The sequence below is a fragment of the Pontibacter indicus genome, from assembly GCF_900156345.1.
Taxonomy (GTDB): domain Bacteria; phylum Bacteroidota; class Bacteroidia; order Cytophagales; family Hymenobacteraceae; genus Pontibacter; species Pontibacter indicus.
Map to the genome: position 1 here is coordinate 398,928 of NZ_FTPP01000003.1, position 16,946 is coordinate 415,873.

The window sequence follows — 16,946 nt, forward strand, 5'->3', positions numbered from 1 at the left end:
GCACCATACCATCCGCTATTACAACGCCTGCATGCAACAGGAACTCTTCCAGATACTTGCTATTTCATTGGGGCTCGGCCTGCTGGTCGGCCTGCAACGGCAGCACGACAACGCGCAGATCGCCGGCATACGCACCTTTCCGCTGGTCACCCTCTTCGGCACCCTCACGGCTTTGATGGCCCGTGAGCTGGGAGGCTGGATCGTGGCGGCGGGGCTGCTGGCTACAGCGGCCATTGTGGTGACGGCTAATCTGATGAAGAAAAAAGAGGCTGCGCCCGACGTTGGCCAAACTACAGAAGCAGCCCTATTGCTGATGTTTGCCATTGGCGCCTACCTGGCGTTTGGCAGCAAGACAGTGGCCGTGGCCCTCGGCGCCACCGTGGCGGTTCTCCTGCACCTGAAGGACACCTTGCACCAAATGGTATCGCGCATCGGGCAGCAGGACCTGACGGCCATTATGCAGTTCGTGGTCATCTCCTTCGTGATACTGCCCATATTGCCGAACGAGGCCTACGGTCCTTACCAGGTGCTCAATCCCTACAACATATGGCTCATGGTGGTGCTGATTGTAGGGATAGGTTTGCTGGGCTATTTTGTGTATAAGATCTTCGGCAACAAGGCAGGCACTTTTCTGGGCGGCGTGCTGGGAGGGCTGATCTCGAGCACAGCCACCACTGTGAGCTATGCCCGCCGAACGAAGGACACCAAAGGAAGCAGTCAGTTAGCCGCTATTGTCATCTTCATTGCCTCTACTGTGGCCTTTTTCAGAATCTTGACAGAGATCCTGATCGTGGCGCCGGGCGTGATGCCGCAAGTGGCCCCTCCCCTGATGGTGGTCGTTGGTCTGATGGTTGCGACAGGCCTGGTCGCCTATTTTACTAACAAAGAGGAAAGTGACCAAATGCCTGAGCAGGAAAACCCCGCTCAGCTGAAAGCGGCCCTGGTCTTCGGGGCTATCTACGGCATCGTGATCCTGGCAACAGCCGCTGCCAATGATTACCTCGGCGACAGCGGCCTGTACATAGTGGCTATTATTTCGGGCCTGACCGACGTGGATGCCATTACGCTTTCGACTTCCCGGCTAATGAACATCGGCAATCTCTCGCCCGACAATGGCTGGCGTGTTATCCTGGTTGCTGCCCTTTCGAATGTCGCTTTCAAGGGTGCCCTAGCCGGCTTTCTCGGAAACAGCAAGCTATTCGCTAAGATCTCGCTCCTGTTTGGCATCGTGCTACTCGGCGGACTGCTGGTGCTCTGGTGGTGGCCGGAGGGCTATACCTTCTCTCTCTAATTCCAGCAGGTATAGCCCGAATGGGTGAAGCGTATAGAATTACTGCCCGGCTGCGACGGCCCGCGCAGGTATAAGCGGCAACACCCCGTGCTGCCGCCTCACCGACTCCTGGTGAATCCGGTCGAACAGCTGTGTAACGAACTCCTCGTTCAGGTTTTTGCTCAGGGCGAGACTGCTATGCTTTTTCAGAAGCTCCGCCCATCTTTCTTCCTGGAACACGGCCAGGCCATGCTGCACTTTGTACTGCCCAATCTCAGCAGCCACCTGCATGCGGTAGCTCAACAGATCGATCAGCTGCTCATCGATGTAGTCGATGGAGTGGCGCATGTCGCTTAGGTTGGTAGCCAACTTTGCTTCTGCAGTCAGCGAATGGCCGCTTAGCTTTGCCAGCATCTCTTGCAGGGCTTGTGGGGTAATTTGCTGGTCGGCATCACTCCAGGCTGCTTCCGGCCTGATGTGCGTTTCGATCATCAGGCCGTCCATGCGGAGTGCCAGCGCGGTCTCGGCTATACCTGCCAGCAGTTGCCTGTTACCGGCGATGTGGCTAGGGTCGTTGATCAGCAGCACGTCAGGACGCAGCTCCTTGAGTGTCATCGGCATGTTCCACTCCGGGCTGTTGCGGTATACCGACTTACCCAGCGGAGAGATGCCCCGATGGATGGCGCCCACCTGTTTTATACCTGCTTTCTCCAGGCGCTCAATGGCTCCGAGCCAAAGGTTTACGTCCGGGTTCACAGGGTTCTTGACCAGCACAGGTATAGCTGTCCCTTTCAGGGCGTCTGCTATTTCTTGCACGGCGAAGGGATTGGCGGTAGTGCGTGCCCCGACCCAAAGCACGTCGATGCCGTGTTGCAGGCACTGCTCCACATGCCCGGTGTTGGCGACCTCTGTGGCTACCCGCATACCTGTTTCCTGCTGCACGCGCTGCAGCCAGGCAAGTCCCAGTGTGCCTACACCTTCAAAAGAGCCTGGACGTGTTCTGGGTTTCCAAATGCCTGCCCGGAAAACGTTTATACCGGTGTCCTGTAACTGATGGGCGGTGGCCAGCACCTGCTCTTCTGTCTCTGCGCTGCAAGGTCCTGCTATGATGATCGGCTGCCCCTGCGCTTTTAGTGTCCATGCTGATGTCGTGTTCATAATTTAAAGCTAATGTGTTTCTGAGTTCCGTTTTTGTGTTGTGCTATACCTGAAGGCCAGCTAGTTCATGCTGTTGTACCCGCTTCAGTAGTTGTTCCAGCGCTTCGGCAGGTTGTGTAAGTGCTACCCGGATGTAGCCCTCGCCATTGCGTCCGTAAACGGGACCGGGGGCCACAAAAAGGTCGAAGGTGCTGAGTAGGTAGTCGCTGTAGGCAAAGCTGTCCTGCCAGCCGGTAGGTATAGCCGCCCACAGGTAGAGCCCTGCCCCCGTGGTGGCATAACTGCACTGAAGCGTATCCAGTAGCTGACATACCAGTTCCCGCCTTTGCAGGTAGGTTTGCTGCAGCACCTTATACCAGGCCTCATCTGCCTCCAGCGCTTTGATGGCGGCTTCCTGGATGGGTCTGAAAATACCGGTGTCCGAGTAGCTCTTCATGCGGGCAACGGCATCGAGGTAAGTTGCTTTTCCGGCCAGCATACCCAGGCGCCAGCCGGGCATGTTGTGCGATTTGCTCAGCGAGTTGAGCTCCACGGCCACTTCCTTCGCCCCTTCAATACTTAGGATGCTGAGCGGTTCTTTGTTCAGGGTCAGCGCATAGGGGTTGTCGTGGCAGAGCAGGATCTGGTGTTGGTGGGCAAATGCGACGAGCGCCTGCAGGTCCGCTTTGCTGGCCACTGCCCCTGTCGGATTCCCTGGAAAGTTGAGCCACAACATCTTGGTCGAGGGGTTCACAAGCTTTTCCAGCTCCGCCACATCCGGTAACCAGCCTTTTGCCGCTGTCAGATTGTAGGGAACGGGTTTGGCGCCGGCCACTAGGGCCGCACTGGCATAGATCGGGTAGCCTGGGTCAGGTATAAGTACTTCGTCACCCGGGTCCAGGAATGCCAGCGAAAGGTGCAGGATGCCTTCCTTGGAGCCGATAAGTGGCAGCACTTCGTCCCGGTAGTCAAGCTCTACTTGGAAGCAGCGCTTATACCAGGCACCAAGCGCTTGGCGCAATTCCGGAGTGCAGCGGTAGGACTGGTACTGGTGCGCCTCCGCCTGGCCAGCCGCCTTGATCAGGGCAGCGGTCACCTTGGCGTCGGGCGCCAGGTCCGGGTTGCCTATACCCAGGTTGAGGATGGTGCGGCCCTGTGCTTCGAGCTGACTGATCTCAGTCAGTTTGTGGGAGAAGTAATAAGCGCCAGTGCTGCTGGCGCGTGTGGATGGGTTGATCATAACAAGTGGATTAAGGGGTATGGGCTGTGTATTTCCCCAGCAGTTCCATTGATTCTGCCAAGGTATGGAGTGATGCCAGTGCGGCCTGCAGTTGCTCTTCCGTTTCGAAGGCTAGGTCCAGGTGGTATCGGTAGTGCCAGGGCCGGCCGGGTATAACCACTGATTCGATTTTGGAGACCTGCATGTGCTGCTCCTGCAACAGGGCCATGGCCTGCGTGAAAGCTTCCGGCTGGGGTTGCAGCACCAGGCTGAGAGTGGCTTTGTTGCAGGAAGCAAGCGGTTGCGGCTGCCTGTCCAGCAACAGAAAGCGGGTGTAGTTCTGCCTGCTCGACTCGATCCCCTCCCCTAGCAAGATTAGGCCATTCTGGGCAATGGCCAGGGCGCTGCCGATGGCGGCGAGCTCTCGGGAGCCGGCTTCGGCTACATTCCGGATACTTAGCGCCGTATCCTCCGACTCGATCAGCTCCACATCGGGGTAGGCGTCAAAGAAGGGGCGGCACTGGTTCAGGGCCATGTAGTGCGAGTATACCTTGCGGATGCTCTGCAGCGACGAGCCGGGCACGCCGCCTAGATGCTGCCGGATGCGCAGGATCACTTCGCCGCTTATCCACAGCTGGTGCTCCCGAATCAGCTCCAGGTTAGGCTGTATGGTGCCTGCTATGGTGTTCTCTATCGCCATGATGCCTTTGTCGGCCAGGCCGGTGGCAACGGCCATAGCCAGCTCCCGGAAGGTGAGGCAGGGCACGATTTCCAGCGGCTGACTGGGGAACCGGAGCCGGGCGGCCTCTTCGTGGAAGGCGCCCGCTATACCTTGAATTGCTATTTTCATTTGAATAAAAAAAACGCCCCGAAGTAAAACTCCGGGGCGCTGGTGACAACTTTAGGTTAAAGTACAATCAATACAGCCCCGGGCGTTTACCAAAAAAGTAAAAGCTAAAACCAAAGCCGTAATAAGAATTCTGTTGAGTTGGATGCATTTGTTCGGTTGCTTTAAAATAAAAAAGGCCCCGCTTGGAGCGGGGCCTCTATATGGTTACCTATACCTCTTCCCGCTTTAGTCCTGTGGAGGAAAAAAGTAAAAAAAGAAGGTATAAGATTTCTGTTGCTTGTTCATTTCGACTGCCAATATAGAGACTTTTTATGGAACGCCAATTTATTTTCGATTTTTTGTTACGCAGCCAGTGTGCTCTAAGTAATTACCTGTCAGCCTGCTTTTCTCCCTCTCCTCCTAAACAGCTGCCTTTAAAGCGCTCAGGAGCACTTTGAAGGATGCAAGCGCACGGTATGAGCAACGTGTTCAGGCCAATAAAACGGACCGGACTTCGGAATTGTAAAATTTTTATCGTACATTGTAAAAAAATAAACGAACCTATATGCCAGCTATTATGTAGTTAGTATATAATTAAACAACACAGAATGAATAACGGAACAGTAAAATTCTTTAATGACCTGAAAGGGTTCGGGTTTATTAAGGAAGACAACACAGATCAGGAGTACTTTGTACACGTGACTGGCCTGGTACACGAAATCCAGGAAAACGACAAAGTGACTTTTGACCTGCAGGAAGGAAGAAAAGGACTAAACGCGGTTAACGTTAAGCGTGCTTAGTTTTCTGATATAAGTCATTTCGAGAAAAGCCTTGCCTGCGGGTGAGGCTTTTTTTTAAGTTTGCTGTGCAAGTTCAAGCACCACTCCCCGTTAGTTTAATGCCGCCCTGGCCATGTTTCACCTAACCCCTCCTTACCATGAATAGAAGATACCTGGTAGACACTACCACACGCGAGTACATCTGCGTAGCCCTCCAAAAGGGACAGGATTGGACCCCCAACAATCAGGATTCCCTCCCAAAGTTCATGAACTCTCGTAAAAACAAAGACCAGCCCGACTTCGAGCTTGTAACCGGCGAGTATAACGACAATACATTTTTTGAAAAGTGGATTCGCAATGGCACTAACTTCCTGTTCAGGTACTAAAAAGGCCTGCATACCTGCATAACAACATTTTATAGATCATTTAACAGCAATATGGGTAGATCACAAGAAACCTTCAGTAAAAAAGAAAAAGAGAAGAAGAAACTTAAGAAGAGACAAGACAAAGAGCAGAAGCGCGAAGAGCGTATGGCCAACTCAGACAAAGGCAAAGGCCTTGATGAAATGATGGCCTATGTGGACGAGTTCGGCAATATCACCGACACGCCGCCAGATCCTACGAAAAAGAAGAAAGACATTAAGCTGGAGGACATCCAGATCGGTGTGGCCAAGCAGGCCGAGCTAGACCCGGCTGACCTGATCCGAAAAGGAACCGTTTCTTTCTTCAACGAGTCAAAAGGATATGGCTTTATCCAGGATCATGAGAGCCAGGAGCGTATCTTTGTGCATCAGAATGCCTTGGTGAACGCGATCAAGGAAAATGACCGGGTAACTTTTGAGGTAGAGAAAGGCCCGAAAGGACTGAATGCTGTTAACGTTAAGCTGGCGTAATACCCTCTGGCTCAAAAGCTTCAAAGCGCAGCCTTGAGCCGGCTAGTTTGACTTCTTGATAATAAATCTGAAATCTCCTGCTTTTGTCAGTAAAAACACTGACTGCAGGAGATTTTTTTGTCGTATAAGACTGTTCGGTTGCGGCCGCCTATACCTTGTGGCCAGACCGGTTATAGAAATTGCACCCTACAAGTATGGACATTACGAACACCCCGAAGGCCTTGATTCTGCAAGAAGCTCAACAACAGTTTTTTAACCAGGGCTATAGCAAAGTACTGATGGCTGACCTGGCCAAACAGCTGGGCATGAGCAAAAAAACGCTCTACCAGTATTTCAGAGGGAAAGAGGAATTGCTGCATGCTGTGATCAAGCATTACCTGGAAGCATTGCAGCATGAGGTCGAGAACCTGCTCCAGCAGGAAGAGGCTGATTTTACCCGTAAAGCAGAAGAGGTTTTCCGCACCGTTGGGCAACGCTTTGCGCGCATCAACGGGCAGCTGCTCACCGACATCAGAAAACACACCCCCAAAACCTGGCAACTGCTGCAGCAGTATCGCACCGAGGCGGCTTTCAAGCGCTTCCGAACGCTGCTGGAGGAAGGCAGCCGGAAAGGGTACATCCGGAAAGACGCCAATATTTCGTTGGCCGTGCTGCTATACGCCAGTGCGCTTGAGAAAATTCTGGACCCGGAGTTTATCAGCCAGGTGCCACCAGAGCTGATGCAGGCTATTGACTATACCCCTTCGGCCGTATACGAGGGCCTGGCTAATCTTATTTTTCATGGTTTGCTGGAGAAGAAGTAGGTGATGGCCGAGTTCAATTAGCAACTGCAAAGCCAACTGCTATACCTTAACCAAAGAATTAAGCAACTGAAAGACAGTATATTGAATTTGCTATAGATTAAAATACAACTATATTTAGTAAAGTTTTCTCGTTTCTCACTCATCAGACAAGGTATGAAAGCAAGAACTTTACTCCTACTCCCCCTTCTGGCCATGCTGGCCGCCTGCTCCAAAGGCGAAGAAGAAATCAAACAGCTATACCCCAAAAAGGTAATAATCGGCCCCACGACCCACGAGTTCCACTACGACCAGGGCAGGGTCTACAGCGTAACAACCAACCGTCCTAACTTCTATGAGGAAGTGACTTATCGCTATTTTGATGATTACTTCAAGGAGCCGGACCACCGGTTTAAGGATAAAATCTTTGAAGTGATCTTCAAACCCGATGCGGGCCCCATTGGCTGGGATAAGAGTGACTCTGTCAAGTCAAGGCAGGACATGATGATGAGATCCGAAGCCGGCCTTGTTTCACGTGAGGATCAGACCATCTACTTGCATCACGCAACTGTAAGGGACTACATCTACCATGCGTATGATACCGCAAATCAGCTAACAGAGTCCAAATACTATTTTTACAACCCTGCTGACTGGAATACAAGTTTGGTGATGGATGACCCCAAGTATATTTCCAAGGTAATCTCCTACTCCTACGAGCAGGGTAAATTAGCAAAAGTCACCTACAGCGCTCCCAGCGCCCAAAAGCCTTACCTCACCATCGAGCTAGAGTACGACGACAAGCCCAGCTATCTGCGGAGCCTTCCCCTCGAAGCCAAGTTCATGCCACTGGAACTGCCTTACCGCAACCACAACATCACCAGGTATACCGTGCGCGACCGGGATGGCAAGATCCGGAAAGACATCTCCTATACCTGTAGCTATACCTACAACCGGGATGGCTACCCTACCAGGATCAAAAAGACCATGCTCGATGGCTTAGAACAGGAAGGGTATATTGTGTACAGGGCTTCTATAGGGAAAGCGGCGGTTGCCTCATTAGAACCAGAAAAATAGAACGTATCTGGAGCTGGTTGACTAAAACTATGGTATGGTACGAACGCAGGTGGGTTGTAGATGTAGGCTTTTATATTGAAGCCGAACTTAGCAGGAACTTAGAAGTATATATTTGAGACCATTTAAGCACAAAGCCCACCAATAGCTGATTGATGGGCTTTGCTGTTATATTACTGCCTCAGGCAGCCGCTACTCGTTTGACAGAGAGTAAGGTGCGTCTTCCTTCGCAGTTCCCCGGTTCTTGTTAGGCTTGTTCGTCATTTTGAAGTTCAGCTTAGCACCTTTCATCAGATCAGAGTGGCTCAACCAGTTGCGGGTATGCGTCTTGCCATTTACGCGCAGGCTTTCGATATACCTGTTCTCAGAGCTGTTTTTGGGCGCATTGATCACGATCTTCTTACCGTTTGAAAGCTCTACTGTGATGTTGCGGAAAAGCGGCGCTCCCAGCACGTACTGGTCTGTGGCAGGCGTTACCGGGTAAAAGCCCAGCGCGGAGAACACGTACCAGGCCGAGGTCTGGCCGTTATCTTCGTCGCCGCAGTAGCCGTCTGGCGTTGGTTTGTACATCCGGTCCATTGTTTCACGCACCCAGTACTGCGCCTTCCAGGGCTCTCCGGCAAAGTTGTACAGGTAGATCATGTGCTGGATGGGCTGGTTGCCATGTGCGTACTGCCCCATATTGGCAATCTGCATTTCCCGGATCTCATGGATCACCTGCCCGTAGTAGCTTTCCTCAAAAACAGGCGGCAGGTCGAACACCTTGTCCAGTTGGGCCACAAACTCCTTGTTCCCTCCCATCAGATCAATAAGACCCTGCGTATCATGAAATACCGACCAGGAGTAGTGCCAGCTGTTTCCCTCCGTGAAGGCATCGCCCCATTTAAATGGATTGAACGGTGATTGGAACTCCCCGTTCTTGTTCTTGCCGCGCATCAGCTTGTGCTCCGGGTTGTAGAGGTTCTTGTAGTTCAGACTTCGTTGCTTATACAACGCAATCACATCGTCCGGCTTTTTCAGGGCCTTTGCCAGCTGGTAAATAGCAAAATCGTCGTAGGCATACTCCAGGGTTCGGGCGGCATTCTCGTTGATGCCCACATCGTAAGGTACGTAGCCCAGGTCGTTGTAATAAGCGGCACCGGCGCGACCCACCGCAGTCAACGGACCTGCATTGTTTGCACCGTTGATCACGGCGTCCCACAGCGTTTCGATATTATATGGATGGCCTTTGCCAAGCTTTAGGTAGGCATCGGCCACCACCGAAGCGGAGTTGTTGCCGACCATCACGTTTCGCAGGCCCGGACTTGCCCACTCCGGAAGCCAGCCGCTCTCCTTGTAGGCATTTACGAGGCCTTCCTGCATCTGCGCGTTCAGCTCCGGGTACATCATGTTCAGGAAAGGGAAAAGCGAACGGAAGGTGTCCCAGAAGCCTGTGTCGGTGAACATATAGCCCGGAAGCACTTTCCCGTTGTAGGGGCTGTAATGCATCACCTTATTGTCTTTGTCGATCTCGTAAAACTTCCGTGGGAACAGCAGGCTGCGGTATAGGCTGGAGTAGAAAGTCTTAGTCTGGTCGTAGGTGCCACCAGCCACTTTGATCCTCCCCAGTTCCTGGTTCCACTCCGCCCGGCCATCTGCCCGCACGGTTTCAAAGTCCTTATTCGCCAGTTCCTGCAGGTTTAGCAGTGCCTGCTCGTGGCTGATAAATGAGGAGGCAACTCTCGCGTGCACCACTTCTCCTTTTTTGGTTTTGAAAGAGATGGCTGCCCCCACGTGGTTAGCCTCCACTTCCGGTTTCTGGGAGATCTGGTAGTCGCTGAAGGTATGCACCGCTTCAAAATCCTTGTCGAATTCGATCACAAAGTAATTCCGGAAATTGTCCGGCACGCCCCCGCTGTTCTTAGTGGTATAGCCCAGGATTTTTCTCTCCTTCGGAAGCACCTTTACATAAGACCCCATGTCCAGCGCATCGAGCACGATGTGGGCTTGCTCTGCTTCCGGAAAGGTAAAGCGGAAGAAGGCTGCTCGGGTAGTGGGCGTAAACTCGGTGGTCACGTCGTGGTCGGCCAGGTATACGCTGTAGTAATAAGGCTTCACGATTTCGGCCTTGTGGGAGAACCAGCTGGCGCGTTCATCTTCGTGCACCCGTAGCTTGCCCGTAAGTGGCATAATGGCAAACTGACCGTAGTCGTTCATCCAGGGAGAGGGCTGGTGGGTCTGCTTAAAGCCACGGATCTTGTCTGCGCTGTACATGTAGATCCAGCCATTGCCCATCTTACCGGTTTGCGGTGTCCAGAAGTTCATGCCCCATGGGCGGGCAATAACCGGGTAGACGTTTCCGTTCGATAACTCACGCTTGGAGTCCGTTCCCATCAGCGGGCTTACCCAATCCACTGGGTGCTCTACTTTTTCTACTATGTAATCCTGTGCCCCGGCAGAGAAGCTCAAGACAAGAAGTAAAAGGAAGGTATAAATCGATCTCATATGCAAAGCATTCATTTCTGTGGTTGTTGGCTATAACTTGAGGCTGGCCTATAAGATAGCATGGCCGCTTCACTCTTCGTGAGAGGGAAAAAAGAAAAGTAGCTGTTGCTTATACAGCTAAGCCTGCTTCAGGGGCGGTTAGAAGACTTACTTTTTTTGCCCCTGGACGCTTTTGCTTTACTGGAAGACCCGGTATCCTCTTTGAGTGAGGCTTCCACCGCATTCAGCACCAATGGCTCCATCACGGCATAGCCCTTTAGGTCCGGGTGCACGCCATCACCGGAATACTCTTTTTTAAGCCCCTGCTCCGCGTCGGCCATCGCAGTAAAATAATCCAGGTATACAAACCCATGTGCTGCAGCATACTGTTTCATCCACGCGTTCACCTGCGCAATCATCCCGACCGCATCCGCGTCCTTGCTCCAAGGGTACTCCTTCACCGGCAGTATGGAGCTCAACACTACTTTTATGCCGCTTGCTTTTGCTAGTTGCGCCATGGCTGCCAGGTTATCGGTGATCATTTTGACGGAGGATGGGCCGGTGTTTCCCGCAATGTCGTTGGTGCCGGCCAGGATAACCACCACCTTCGGCTTCAGATCGATCACGTCTGGCGTAAACCTGATCAGCATCTGGGGTGTGGTCTGGCCCCCGATCCCCCTTCCTACAAAATTATGCTGGGAGAAAAATTCCGGACGCTGCTGCCACCACCCCTCCGTAATGGAATTGCCCATAAAGACCGCTTTGGGGTATTTGGAAGAGGAAATGATCTGCTGGTTAGCAGCCTCATATTTTTTGAGGTTAGGCCAATCCTGGGCCTGGGCGTTAGCTGTCATAAACAAGATCACGAAAGGCAGTAGCAGTTGCTTCATACGGTTTACTCATTTTTAACTTCGAATAGACAAGGCTTTAAGACTGACAAAGGAGCATTTGGTATTCCTGCACGGAACATCAAAGAATCCTTATCCTCTCGTAAATCTATTATTTTTAATCTGACTGGCAAGCTTCCTACGAACAGAGGACTGTTTGTGCAGCTCTCAAAGGCAATTCCCTAAATTAACCCGGCATGAGGTCTAGCAGTCAGTTGCCTGACTTTTTAAGACAGAAAGAATAAGAGGATAGGAGGTGTATAAAGCAGCTTCTGACTACGAAAAGCTGTATACCTTCTTCACTGCCTTTAAACAAGGTATAGGCCGGTGAAAACAAAAAGCCCATCAATTGATGATTAATGGGCTTTACTCTTTGGTATCGCTTCCAGCAGCGAGCGTACCGCTACCCCTGCCTGAGAAAGTTAATTGCGAAAATAACAGCGGAACTTCTTCTCCTTTTTTAAAGTTAATCGTAATATTGCAATCATACGATTAAAAGCTATGGGACTTACGAAAACTGAAAACTATACGGAGACGCAGAACAAGACTGCCATCCTGTTCAAAGCGTTGGGGCATCCAGCGAGAGTCGCCATCATCGAACACTTGCTCAAAGCCAAATCCTGCGTGTGCGGTGACATCGTGAGCGAGCTGCCGCTGGCGCAGGCAACGGTGTCGCAGCACCTGAAAGAACTCAAGAACGCTGGCATCATCAAAGGCACGGTGGAGGGCAACGCAGTTTGCTACTGCCTGGACGAAAACGCTTTCGAGTACCTGAGCGACTATTTCTCCGACCTGCTGGCTGTTGTCAGAAGCCAGGACACAAGCTGCTGTTAAACATCAAATACTAATACCATGAAACTGTCCGAAGTAAAACACATCCTGCAAACTGCCGAAACGGTGGACTTTGCCTTAGCGAACGGAACGCAGGTTCCAGCACATTTTCACATCACCGAGATTGGCGTGGTGACCAAGCACTTCATCGACTGCGGTGGCACCGTGCGCAGCGAGAAGGTCGCCAACTTCCAGCTATGGGATGCCAACGACTTTGACCACAGGCTCAAGCCGCAGAAGCTGCTCGACATCATCGCCCTCTCGGAGAAAGCCTTGGGCATGGAAGACCTGGACATCGAAGTGGAGTACCAGGGCGAGACCATCGGCAAATACGACCTTGGCTTTAACGGCAAGCACTTCGTGCTGCTCTCCAAAACCACCGACTGCCTTGCCAAAGACAAGTGCGGCATCCCGAAGGAGAAACTGAGGATTAATCTCAAAGAAATCAAGACCGCCAACGCATGCACGCCAGGAGGTGGGTGCTGCTAATCCCCACTTTAACACGGTACTCACTCCACCCATACAACACACATGAGCAAGATTGCTTTGTTCAGCGACATCCATGCCAACCTGCCTGCCTTAGAGGCGTTCTTTGCCGATGTAGAAGCCAGAAAACCCGACTTCATCTATTGCCTCGGAGATTTGGTGGGCTACAACATCTGGGCAAACGAGGTGATAGATGAAATAAGGAAGCGCAACATCCCCACCATTGCGGGGAACTACGACTTCGGCATCGGCAGGGAGAGTAATGACTGCGGCTGCGCCTATAAAACGGACGAGGAAAAAGCCAACGGCTCTGTTTCCATCTCCTTCACCAACCAAATCATCAAGCCTGCGCAACGGCAGTACCTCCGAACGCTGCCTTCGCACATCCGGGTGGAGTACCAGTTGAATAACGACAAGCTCAGCCTGCTGCTCGTGCATGGCAGCCCTAGGAAGATAAACGAGTACCTGTTTGAAGACCGTGACGAGAAAAGCCTGCTGCGCATCATGATCGATGCCGATGCCGACATCCTCTGCTTCGGGCATACCCACAAGCCATATCACAGGATTCTGAACTCTGGTGAGGATGGCAACAACCATTACCGACATGCCATCAACATCGGCTCGGTAGGCAAACCCAAGGATGGCGACAACCGTGGCGGCTACGTGATGCTCACCATAAACGACAGCAGTTCCGTGCTGGAAAAGGATAGTATCGGGGTGGAGTTCATCCGCTTCAAATATGATTATGAGAAGGCAGCCATAGCCATCGAGGACTGCATCTTGCCGAATGCCTACGCTGAGAACCTGCGCAAAGGCTGCTAAAAGGATAATACATGAGCGCTACCAACTGTACCCCCACCCATAATCGGAAGAAACTGAGTTTTCTGGACCGCTACCTGACCCTGTGGATTTTCCTTGCCATGTTCCTGGGCGTGGGCATAGGCTACTTCCTGCCCGAGTCCTCGGGGTTCATCAACTCCTTTTCCAGCGGCACGACCAATATCCCCTTGGCCATCGGGCTGATACTGATGATGTACCCACCGCTGGCGAAGGTGCGCTATGAAAAGATGGGCGAGGTGTTCCGAAACGTGAAGATCCTGAGTATCTCTCTGCTGCTCAACTGGGTGATCGGACCGCTGCTGATGTTCTTCCTGGCGATAGGCTTCTTCCACGACCAGCCTGAGTACATGACGGGGCTGATATTGATTGGCATCGCCCGCTGCATCGCCATGGTGATCGTGTGGAACGAGCTGGCGGAGGGCAACAGGGAATATGCGGCTGGTCTGGTGGCGCTCAACAGCATCTTCCAGATTTTCTTCTACAGCCTGTATGCCTACCTGTTCATCTCGGTGCTGCCGCCATATTTCGGAGTGAACAGTACCGAGATAAACATCACCATCGGGCAGATTGCCGAGAGCGTGCTGATTTACCTCGGAATTCCCTTCTTTGCTGGCATCGTGAGCCGCTATACGCTGATAAGCTGGAAAGGGCTGGACTGGTTCAACAGCAAATACATTCCGTTCATATCGCCTATCACGCTGATGGCGCTGCTGTTCACCATCGTGCTGATGTTTAGCCTGAAAGGCGATGCCATCGTGAGCATACCTTTTGATGTGCTGAAGATAGCCGTGCCGCTGGTTCTGTATTTTGCCATCATGTTCTTCGTCAGCTTCGTGGTTGGCAAGAAGTTGGGCGCTGACTACTCCAAAAACACCGCCATTTCCTTCACCGCCACGGGCAACAACTTTGAGTTAGCTATCGCTGTTGCAATCGGTGTGTTCGGCATCCACTCAGGTCAGGCGTTCGCTGGGGTGATTGGTCCGCTGGTGGAAGTGCCTGCGCTGATACTTTTGGTGAACGCAGCCTTCTGGTTCAAAAGGAAGTGGTATAGCAAGGAGGAAAAGGTGCCAGCGCTTGAGTCTGTGCATAAGTAGCGATTTTAACCCATATAGTGTGGACAGAAATATCTTGCTTAGGGCAATGAAGCCAAGTGATCGGGCTGGTGTCACTGCCGTTTACAAGGAAGGCTTAGCTACTGGAAACGCCACCTTCCAGCAGCAGATGATGGCTGTTGGCAACTTGCCGGACGATTCCTGCGTCCAGTGCAGGGAGGCGCGCGGTAATGTTCTTTAAATTTCTATCCCGGGTAAGGGAACAGTGTACTGCTGCACCGTAAGGTGGGAGATGCAAACAATGGCAGCATCCCGATGTTGCTTCAGCACCCACAGGTACCGGCCTTTCTTTTTGTCGATCCGGCCGAAAACCCACCGGGGAGCCACGCTCTGGGACACCTCGCCTTCGAGGTGGCCTTCCAGTTGTTTCGCTTCCGGAAATAGGCTTATCTGCATTCCTGTGGTTGGCATGACCCGATTAAAATGCTTATGGCGGCACCAGGGGTAGCTCTCGTGTGGCTCGGTAAGCAACATTGCCTCATATTGGATGATCCCCTCAAACAAATATATCGAAATTTATATATTATCACTACCCTACTCCTGACTTTCTGCAGGTAAATTCAACCGGCTCTCTCCGGTTCATGCTCACCCACCCGTCCCTGATTGCCCTGCGTCCTTTTGTTCCTTTTAAAACAGTTTGCCACGTTTCTATAGCGGCCTGTCCTGCTTAAGGTCTTAGTGGCTGCCGGGCTGTGAGCCTGTTACAGCCCGGGTAAAGCTATTTCCAGAGCGCGCGAACCTGACCCTGCGACCGAACCACTTACTCTTTTCGCGTGCCGAATTAATTGCACAGAACGACCCCGGAGAACTGGCCAGCTGATGCGACGCCACATGGCCACACTACCTGCTGACAGCCTGGAAATAAATAATTTACAGCTCTAGAAAATCAACATAACACAGCCTATATTTGCACCCCTTTTGCATTGTCTCCTTATGAACCTATACTTTTACCGTTCAGCTCCCCAAGCCAATTCGCAGGATTTCCACCAGTATTACCTTCCGCATAACATCAGGGCTGTTCGGTTGCTTTCCAGGGTGTGGCTCGTTATCGCCATCCTAGTACTGGCGAGCAACTATGTAGTTGACTTTGGCCATCGGTTTCAGGGGGCGGCCTTCTACCAGGTGGCGTACACCCTCTTTCTAACGGCCGGGCTGAGTGTGTATCTCTTCGACCGCTGGTTAAGGACAAAGCCGGCCGAACGGGTCAGTACCTCCTACCGCTACCTGTACCTTGCCTACGCATTTGTTTTCGCCGTCACGTGCCTGCTGATGTCGGTGGCCGTCCAGGGCAGCCCCATCAACAACATGACCATGTACCTGCTGGGGCTTTCGCTCATCGCCGTGCTCTTCGTACTGGAACTGAAGGAGCTGCTACTGCTGGCGACTGCCGTGGAGCTTACGTTTGCCGGGGGCGTCATGCTGCTGGATTTGCCTGTGGAGCGCATCATCATGAACCATACCGGGTCCCTGTTCCTGATACTCTTCTTCTACTTCATCAGCAGGCTCAACTACAGCTTTCGCTATAACCACTTTCTACAGCTGAGGCTAATCGAGCAGAAAAACGCGGAACTGGAACAGCTCAGCAAAGCCAAAACCCAAATTCTCGGGGTGGTGGCACATGACCTGCGAACCCCCTTCGCCAATATCGAAATGATGGCCTCCATGCTTATCCGCAAGCCGCTGTCACCGGAGCAGCAGGCCCGCTTTTTTGAACTCATCCTGAAGAGCTGCCAGAGCTCGAAGGGCATCATAAACGAACTGCTGGAAATGGCCCGCTACGATCAGGAGGGAGCTTGCGCGCCGGAACCCACTAAACTCGATGAGTTCCTGGATCATCTGGAGCTGGAGTGGCAGCTTCAGTTAAAGGGCACGCGGCAGCTCCAGGTACAGAAAGACCAGGAGGAGTGCTGGGTGAACCTGGATGCGGAGAAGTTCAGGCGGGTACTGGATAACCTGCTTTCCAACGCCGTGAAGTTCACCCAGGAACAAGGCAATATCATGGTTCGCCTGATGCGCCAGGATAGCACGATAAAACTGGAGGTTTCTGACAATGGCATCGGGATACCGGAAGCCATGCGCCCCCACTTGTTTGAACCATTCTCCAGGGCAGGTAGAAAGGGCCTCCGGGGCGAGCAGACCGTCGGGCTGGGCCTGAGCATCGCCCGTAAGCTGGTAGAAATGCATCAGGGCACGCTGGAGCTTCGACACGGACAGGAACAGGGAACGACGTTCCGTATCTCCCTGCCGGCCTTCAAGTAAGCGGGCGCCTCAAGAAACTTACCTCTCAAGGTATACCAAAGCAGAGGGCCCAGGGCACTGACTTACCCCAGGCCCTTCCGTCTTTTCCAGC

17 protein-coding genes are annotated in these 16,946 nt (G+C 52.5%); 11 read left to right on the forward strand and 6 right to left on the reverse strand.

Annotated elements, in window-relative coordinates; all coding sequences use genetic code 11:
* The first annotated feature begins 31 nt into the window (after positions 1–31).
* Entirely contained in the window at positions 32–1,291 is a 1,260-nt protein-coding gene (locus tag B0B12_RS16480; protein WP_076671094.1) for an MgtC/SapB family protein, read from the forward strand.
* A gap of 39 nt (positions 1,292–1,330) precedes the next feature.
* Here the strand turns inward: B0B12_RS16480 and B0B12_RS16485 are convergent, their stop codons facing one another.
* From B0B12_RS16485 to B0B12_RS16495, 3 genes are read right to left on the reverse strand one after another with little or no spacing between them, the layout of a single operon-like run.
* Positions 1,331–2,428 carry a bifunctional 3-deoxy-7-phosphoheptulonate synthase/chorismate mutase type II gene (locus B0B12_RS16485; protein WP_076671096.1) on the reverse strand — a complete coding sequence of 366 codons (1,098 nt, stop codon included), beginning with the start codon at positions 2,426–2,428 and terminating at the stop codon, positions 1,331–1,333.
* 43 nt (positions 2,429–2,471) lie between these two features.
* The gene (locus B0B12_RS16490) at positions 2,472–3,647 is read right to left on the reverse strand and encodes a pyridoxal phosphate-dependent aminotransferase (RefSeq protein WP_076671098.1); all 1,176 of its coding nucleotides are present in this window, start codon (positions 3,645–3,647) and stop codon (positions 2,472–2,474) included.
* 10 nt (positions 3,648–3,657) lie between these two features.
* On the reverse strand, positions 3,658–4,476 hold the full coding sequence (locus tag B0B12_RS16495) for a prephenate dehydratase (RefSeq protein ID WP_076671100.1): 819 nt from the start codon (positions 4,474–4,476) through the stop codon (positions 3,658–3,660).
* Positions 4,477–5,063: 587 nt separating this feature from the next.
* Between B0B12_RS16495 and B0B12_RS16500 the strand changes: the two genes are divergently transcribed.
* From B0B12_RS16500 to B0B12_RS16520, 5 genes are all read left to right on the forward strand, one after another.
* On the forward strand, positions 5,064–5,255 hold the full coding sequence (locus tag B0B12_RS16500) for a cold-shock protein (RefSeq protein ID WP_076671102.1): 192 nt from the start codon (positions 5,064–5,066) through the stop codon (positions 5,253–5,255).
* A 137-nt stretch (positions 5,256–5,392) separates the two neighbouring features.
* Positions 5,393–5,620 (forward strand): hypothetical protein, encoded by a 228-nt coding sequence (locus B0B12_RS16505; RefSeq protein ID WP_076671104.1) that lies wholly within the window; start codon positions 5,393–5,395, stop codon positions 5,618–5,620.
* Between the two features lie 51 nt (positions 5,621–5,671).
* Positions 5,672–6,127 (forward strand): cold-shock protein, encoded by a 456-nt coding sequence (locus tag B0B12_RS16510; protein WP_076671107.1) that lies wholly within the window; start codon positions 5,672–5,674, stop codon positions 6,125–6,127.
* 194 nt (positions 6,128–6,321) lie between these two features.
* Complete coding sequence (locus B0B12_RS16515) at positions 6,322–6,930, forward strand: TetR/AcrR family transcriptional regulator (RefSeq protein ID WP_076671108.1); 609 nt, start codon at positions 6,322–6,324, stop codon at positions 6,928–6,930.
* 153 nt (positions 6,931–7,083) lie between these two features.
* Complete coding sequence (locus B0B12_RS16520; RefSeq protein ID WP_139337827.1) at positions 7,084–7,980, forward strand: hypothetical protein; 897 nt, start codon at positions 7,084–7,086, stop codon at positions 7,978–7,980.
* 189 nt (positions 7,981–8,169) lie between these two features.
* Here B0B12_RS16520 and B0B12_RS16525 read toward each other — a convergent pair whose 3' ends face one another.
* Positions 8,170–10,461 carry a GH92 family glycosyl hydrolase gene (locus tag B0B12_RS16525; RefSeq protein WP_076671353.1) on the reverse strand — a complete coding sequence of 764 codons (2,292 nt, stop codon included), beginning with the start codon at positions 10,459–10,461 and terminating at the stop codon, positions 8,170–8,172.
* Positions 10,462–10,589: 128 nt separating this feature from the next.
* The gene (locus B0B12_RS16530; protein WP_076671112.1) at positions 10,590–11,330 is read right to left on the reverse strand and encodes an SGNH/GDSL hydrolase family protein; all 741 of its coding nucleotides are present in this window, start codon (positions 11,328–11,330) and stop codon (positions 10,590–10,592) included.
* A 498-nt stretch (positions 11,331–11,828) separates the two neighbouring features.
* On the opposite strand from B0B12_RS16530, the gene B0B12_RS16535 reads away from it, so the two are divergent.
* Genes B0B12_RS16535 through arsB form a run of 4 tightly spaced genes read left to right on the forward strand, consistent with a single transcriptional unit; the run spans position 11,829 to position 14,578 of the window.
* Positions 11,829–12,161 carry an ArsR/SmtB family transcription factor gene (locus B0B12_RS16535; RefSeq protein WP_076671114.1) on the forward strand — a complete coding sequence of 111 codons (333 nt, stop codon included), beginning with the start codon at positions 11,829–11,831 and terminating at the stop codon, positions 12,159–12,161.
* Between the two features lie 18 nt (positions 12,162–12,179).
* On the forward strand, positions 12,180–12,647 hold the full coding sequence (locus tag B0B12_RS16540) for a DUF6428 family protein (RefSeq protein WP_076671116.1): 468 nt from the start codon (positions 12,180–12,182) through the stop codon (positions 12,645–12,647).
* A gap of 42 nt (positions 12,648–12,689) precedes the next feature.
* Positions 12,690–13,466, forward strand: a complete 777-nt coding sequence (locus B0B12_RS16545) for a metallophosphoesterase family protein (RefSeq protein WP_076671118.1) — start codon at positions 12,690–12,692, stop codon at positions 13,464–13,466.
* A gap of 11 nt (positions 13,467–13,477) precedes the next feature.
* Positions 13,478–14,578 carry an ACR3 family arsenite efflux transporter gene (arsB, locus tag B0B12_RS16550; RefSeq protein ID WP_076671120.1) on the forward strand — a complete coding sequence of 367 codons (1,101 nt, stop codon included), beginning with the start codon at positions 13,478–13,480 and terminating at the stop codon, positions 14,576–14,578.
* A gap of 195 nt (positions 14,579–14,773) precedes the next feature.
* On the opposite strand, the gene B0B12_RS16560 is transcribed toward arsB, so the two are convergent.
* Positions 14,774–14,992, reverse strand: a complete 219-nt coding sequence (locus B0B12_RS16560) for a hypothetical protein (RefSeq protein ID WP_139337828.1) — start codon at positions 14,990–14,992, stop codon at positions 14,774–14,776.
* A 537-nt stretch (positions 14,993–15,529) separates the two neighbouring features.
* On the opposite strand from B0B12_RS16560, the gene B0B12_RS16565 reads away from it, so the two are divergent.
* A complete protein-coding gene (locus B0B12_RS16565; protein WP_076671126.1) occupies positions 15,530–16,855 on the forward strand; it encodes a sensor histidine kinase in 1,326 nt (441 codons plus the stop codon).
* Positions 16,856–16,946 lie beyond the last annotated feature (91 nt).

Excerpts from the sequence above, each read along its gene's own strand:
- B0B12_RS16480 (WP_076671094.1), top strand. The coding sequence starts at position 32 with ATGCAACAGGAACTCTTCCAGATACTTGCTATTTCATTGGGGCTCGGC.
- B0B12_RS16485 (WP_076671096.1), bottom strand. The coding sequence starts at position 2,428 with ATGAACACGACATCAGCATGGACACTAAAAGCGCAGGGGCAGCCGATC.
- B0B12_RS16490 (WP_076671098.1), bottom strand. The coding sequence starts at position 3,647 with ATGATCAACCCATCCACACGCGCCAGCAGCACTGGCGCTTATTACTTC.
- B0B12_RS16495 (WP_076671100.1), bottom strand. The coding sequence starts at position 4,476 with ATGAAAATAGCAATTCAAGGTATAGCGGGCGCCTTCCACGAAGAGGCC.
- B0B12_RS16500 (WP_076671102.1), top strand. The coding sequence starts at position 5,064 with ATGAATAACGGAACAGTAAAATTCTTTAATGACCTGAAAGGGTTCGGG.
- B0B12_RS16505 (WP_076671104.1), top strand. The coding sequence starts at position 5,393 with ATGAATAGAAGATACCTGGTAGACACTACCACACGCGAGTACATCTGC.
- B0B12_RS16510 (WP_076671107.1), top strand. The coding sequence starts at position 5,672 with ATGGGTAGATCACAAGAAACCTTCAGTAAAAAAGAAAAAGAGAAGAAG.
- B0B12_RS16515 (WP_076671108.1), top strand. The coding sequence starts at position 6,322 with ATGGACATTACGAACACCCCGAAGGCCTTGATTCTGCAAGAAGCTCAA.
- B0B12_RS16520 (WP_139337827.1), top strand. The coding sequence starts at position 7,084 with ATGAAAGCAAGAACTTTACTCCTACTCCCCCTTCTGGCCATGCTGGCC.
- B0B12_RS16525 (WP_076671353.1), bottom strand. The coding sequence starts at position 10,461 with ATGAGATCGATTTATACCTTCCTTTTACTTCTTGTCTTGAGCTTCTCT.
- B0B12_RS16530 (WP_076671112.1), bottom strand. The coding sequence starts at position 11,330 with ATGAAGCAACTGCTACTGCCTTTCGTGATCTTGTTTATGACAGCTAAC.
- B0B12_RS16535 (WP_076671114.1), top strand. The coding sequence starts at position 11,829 with ATGGGACTTACGAAAACTGAAAACTATACGGAGACGCAGAACAAGACT.
- B0B12_RS16540 (WP_076671116.1), top strand. The coding sequence starts at position 12,180 with ATGAAACTGTCCGAAGTAAAACACATCCTGCAAACTGCCGAAACGGTG.
- B0B12_RS16545 (WP_076671118.1), top strand. The coding sequence starts at position 12,690 with ATGAGCAAGATTGCTTTGTTCAGCGACATCCATGCCAACCTGCCTGCC.
- arsB (WP_076671120.1), top strand. The coding sequence starts at position 13,478 with ATGAGCGCTACCAACTGTACCCCCACCCATAATCGGAAGAAACTGAGT.
- B0B12_RS16560 (WP_139337828.1), bottom strand. The coding sequence starts at position 14,992 with ATGCAGATAAGCCTATTTCCGGAAGCGAAACAACTGGAAGGCCACCTC.
- B0B12_RS16565 (WP_076671126.1), top strand. The coding sequence starts at position 15,530 with ATGAACCTATACTTTTACCGTTCAGCTCCCCAAGCCAATTCGCAGGAT.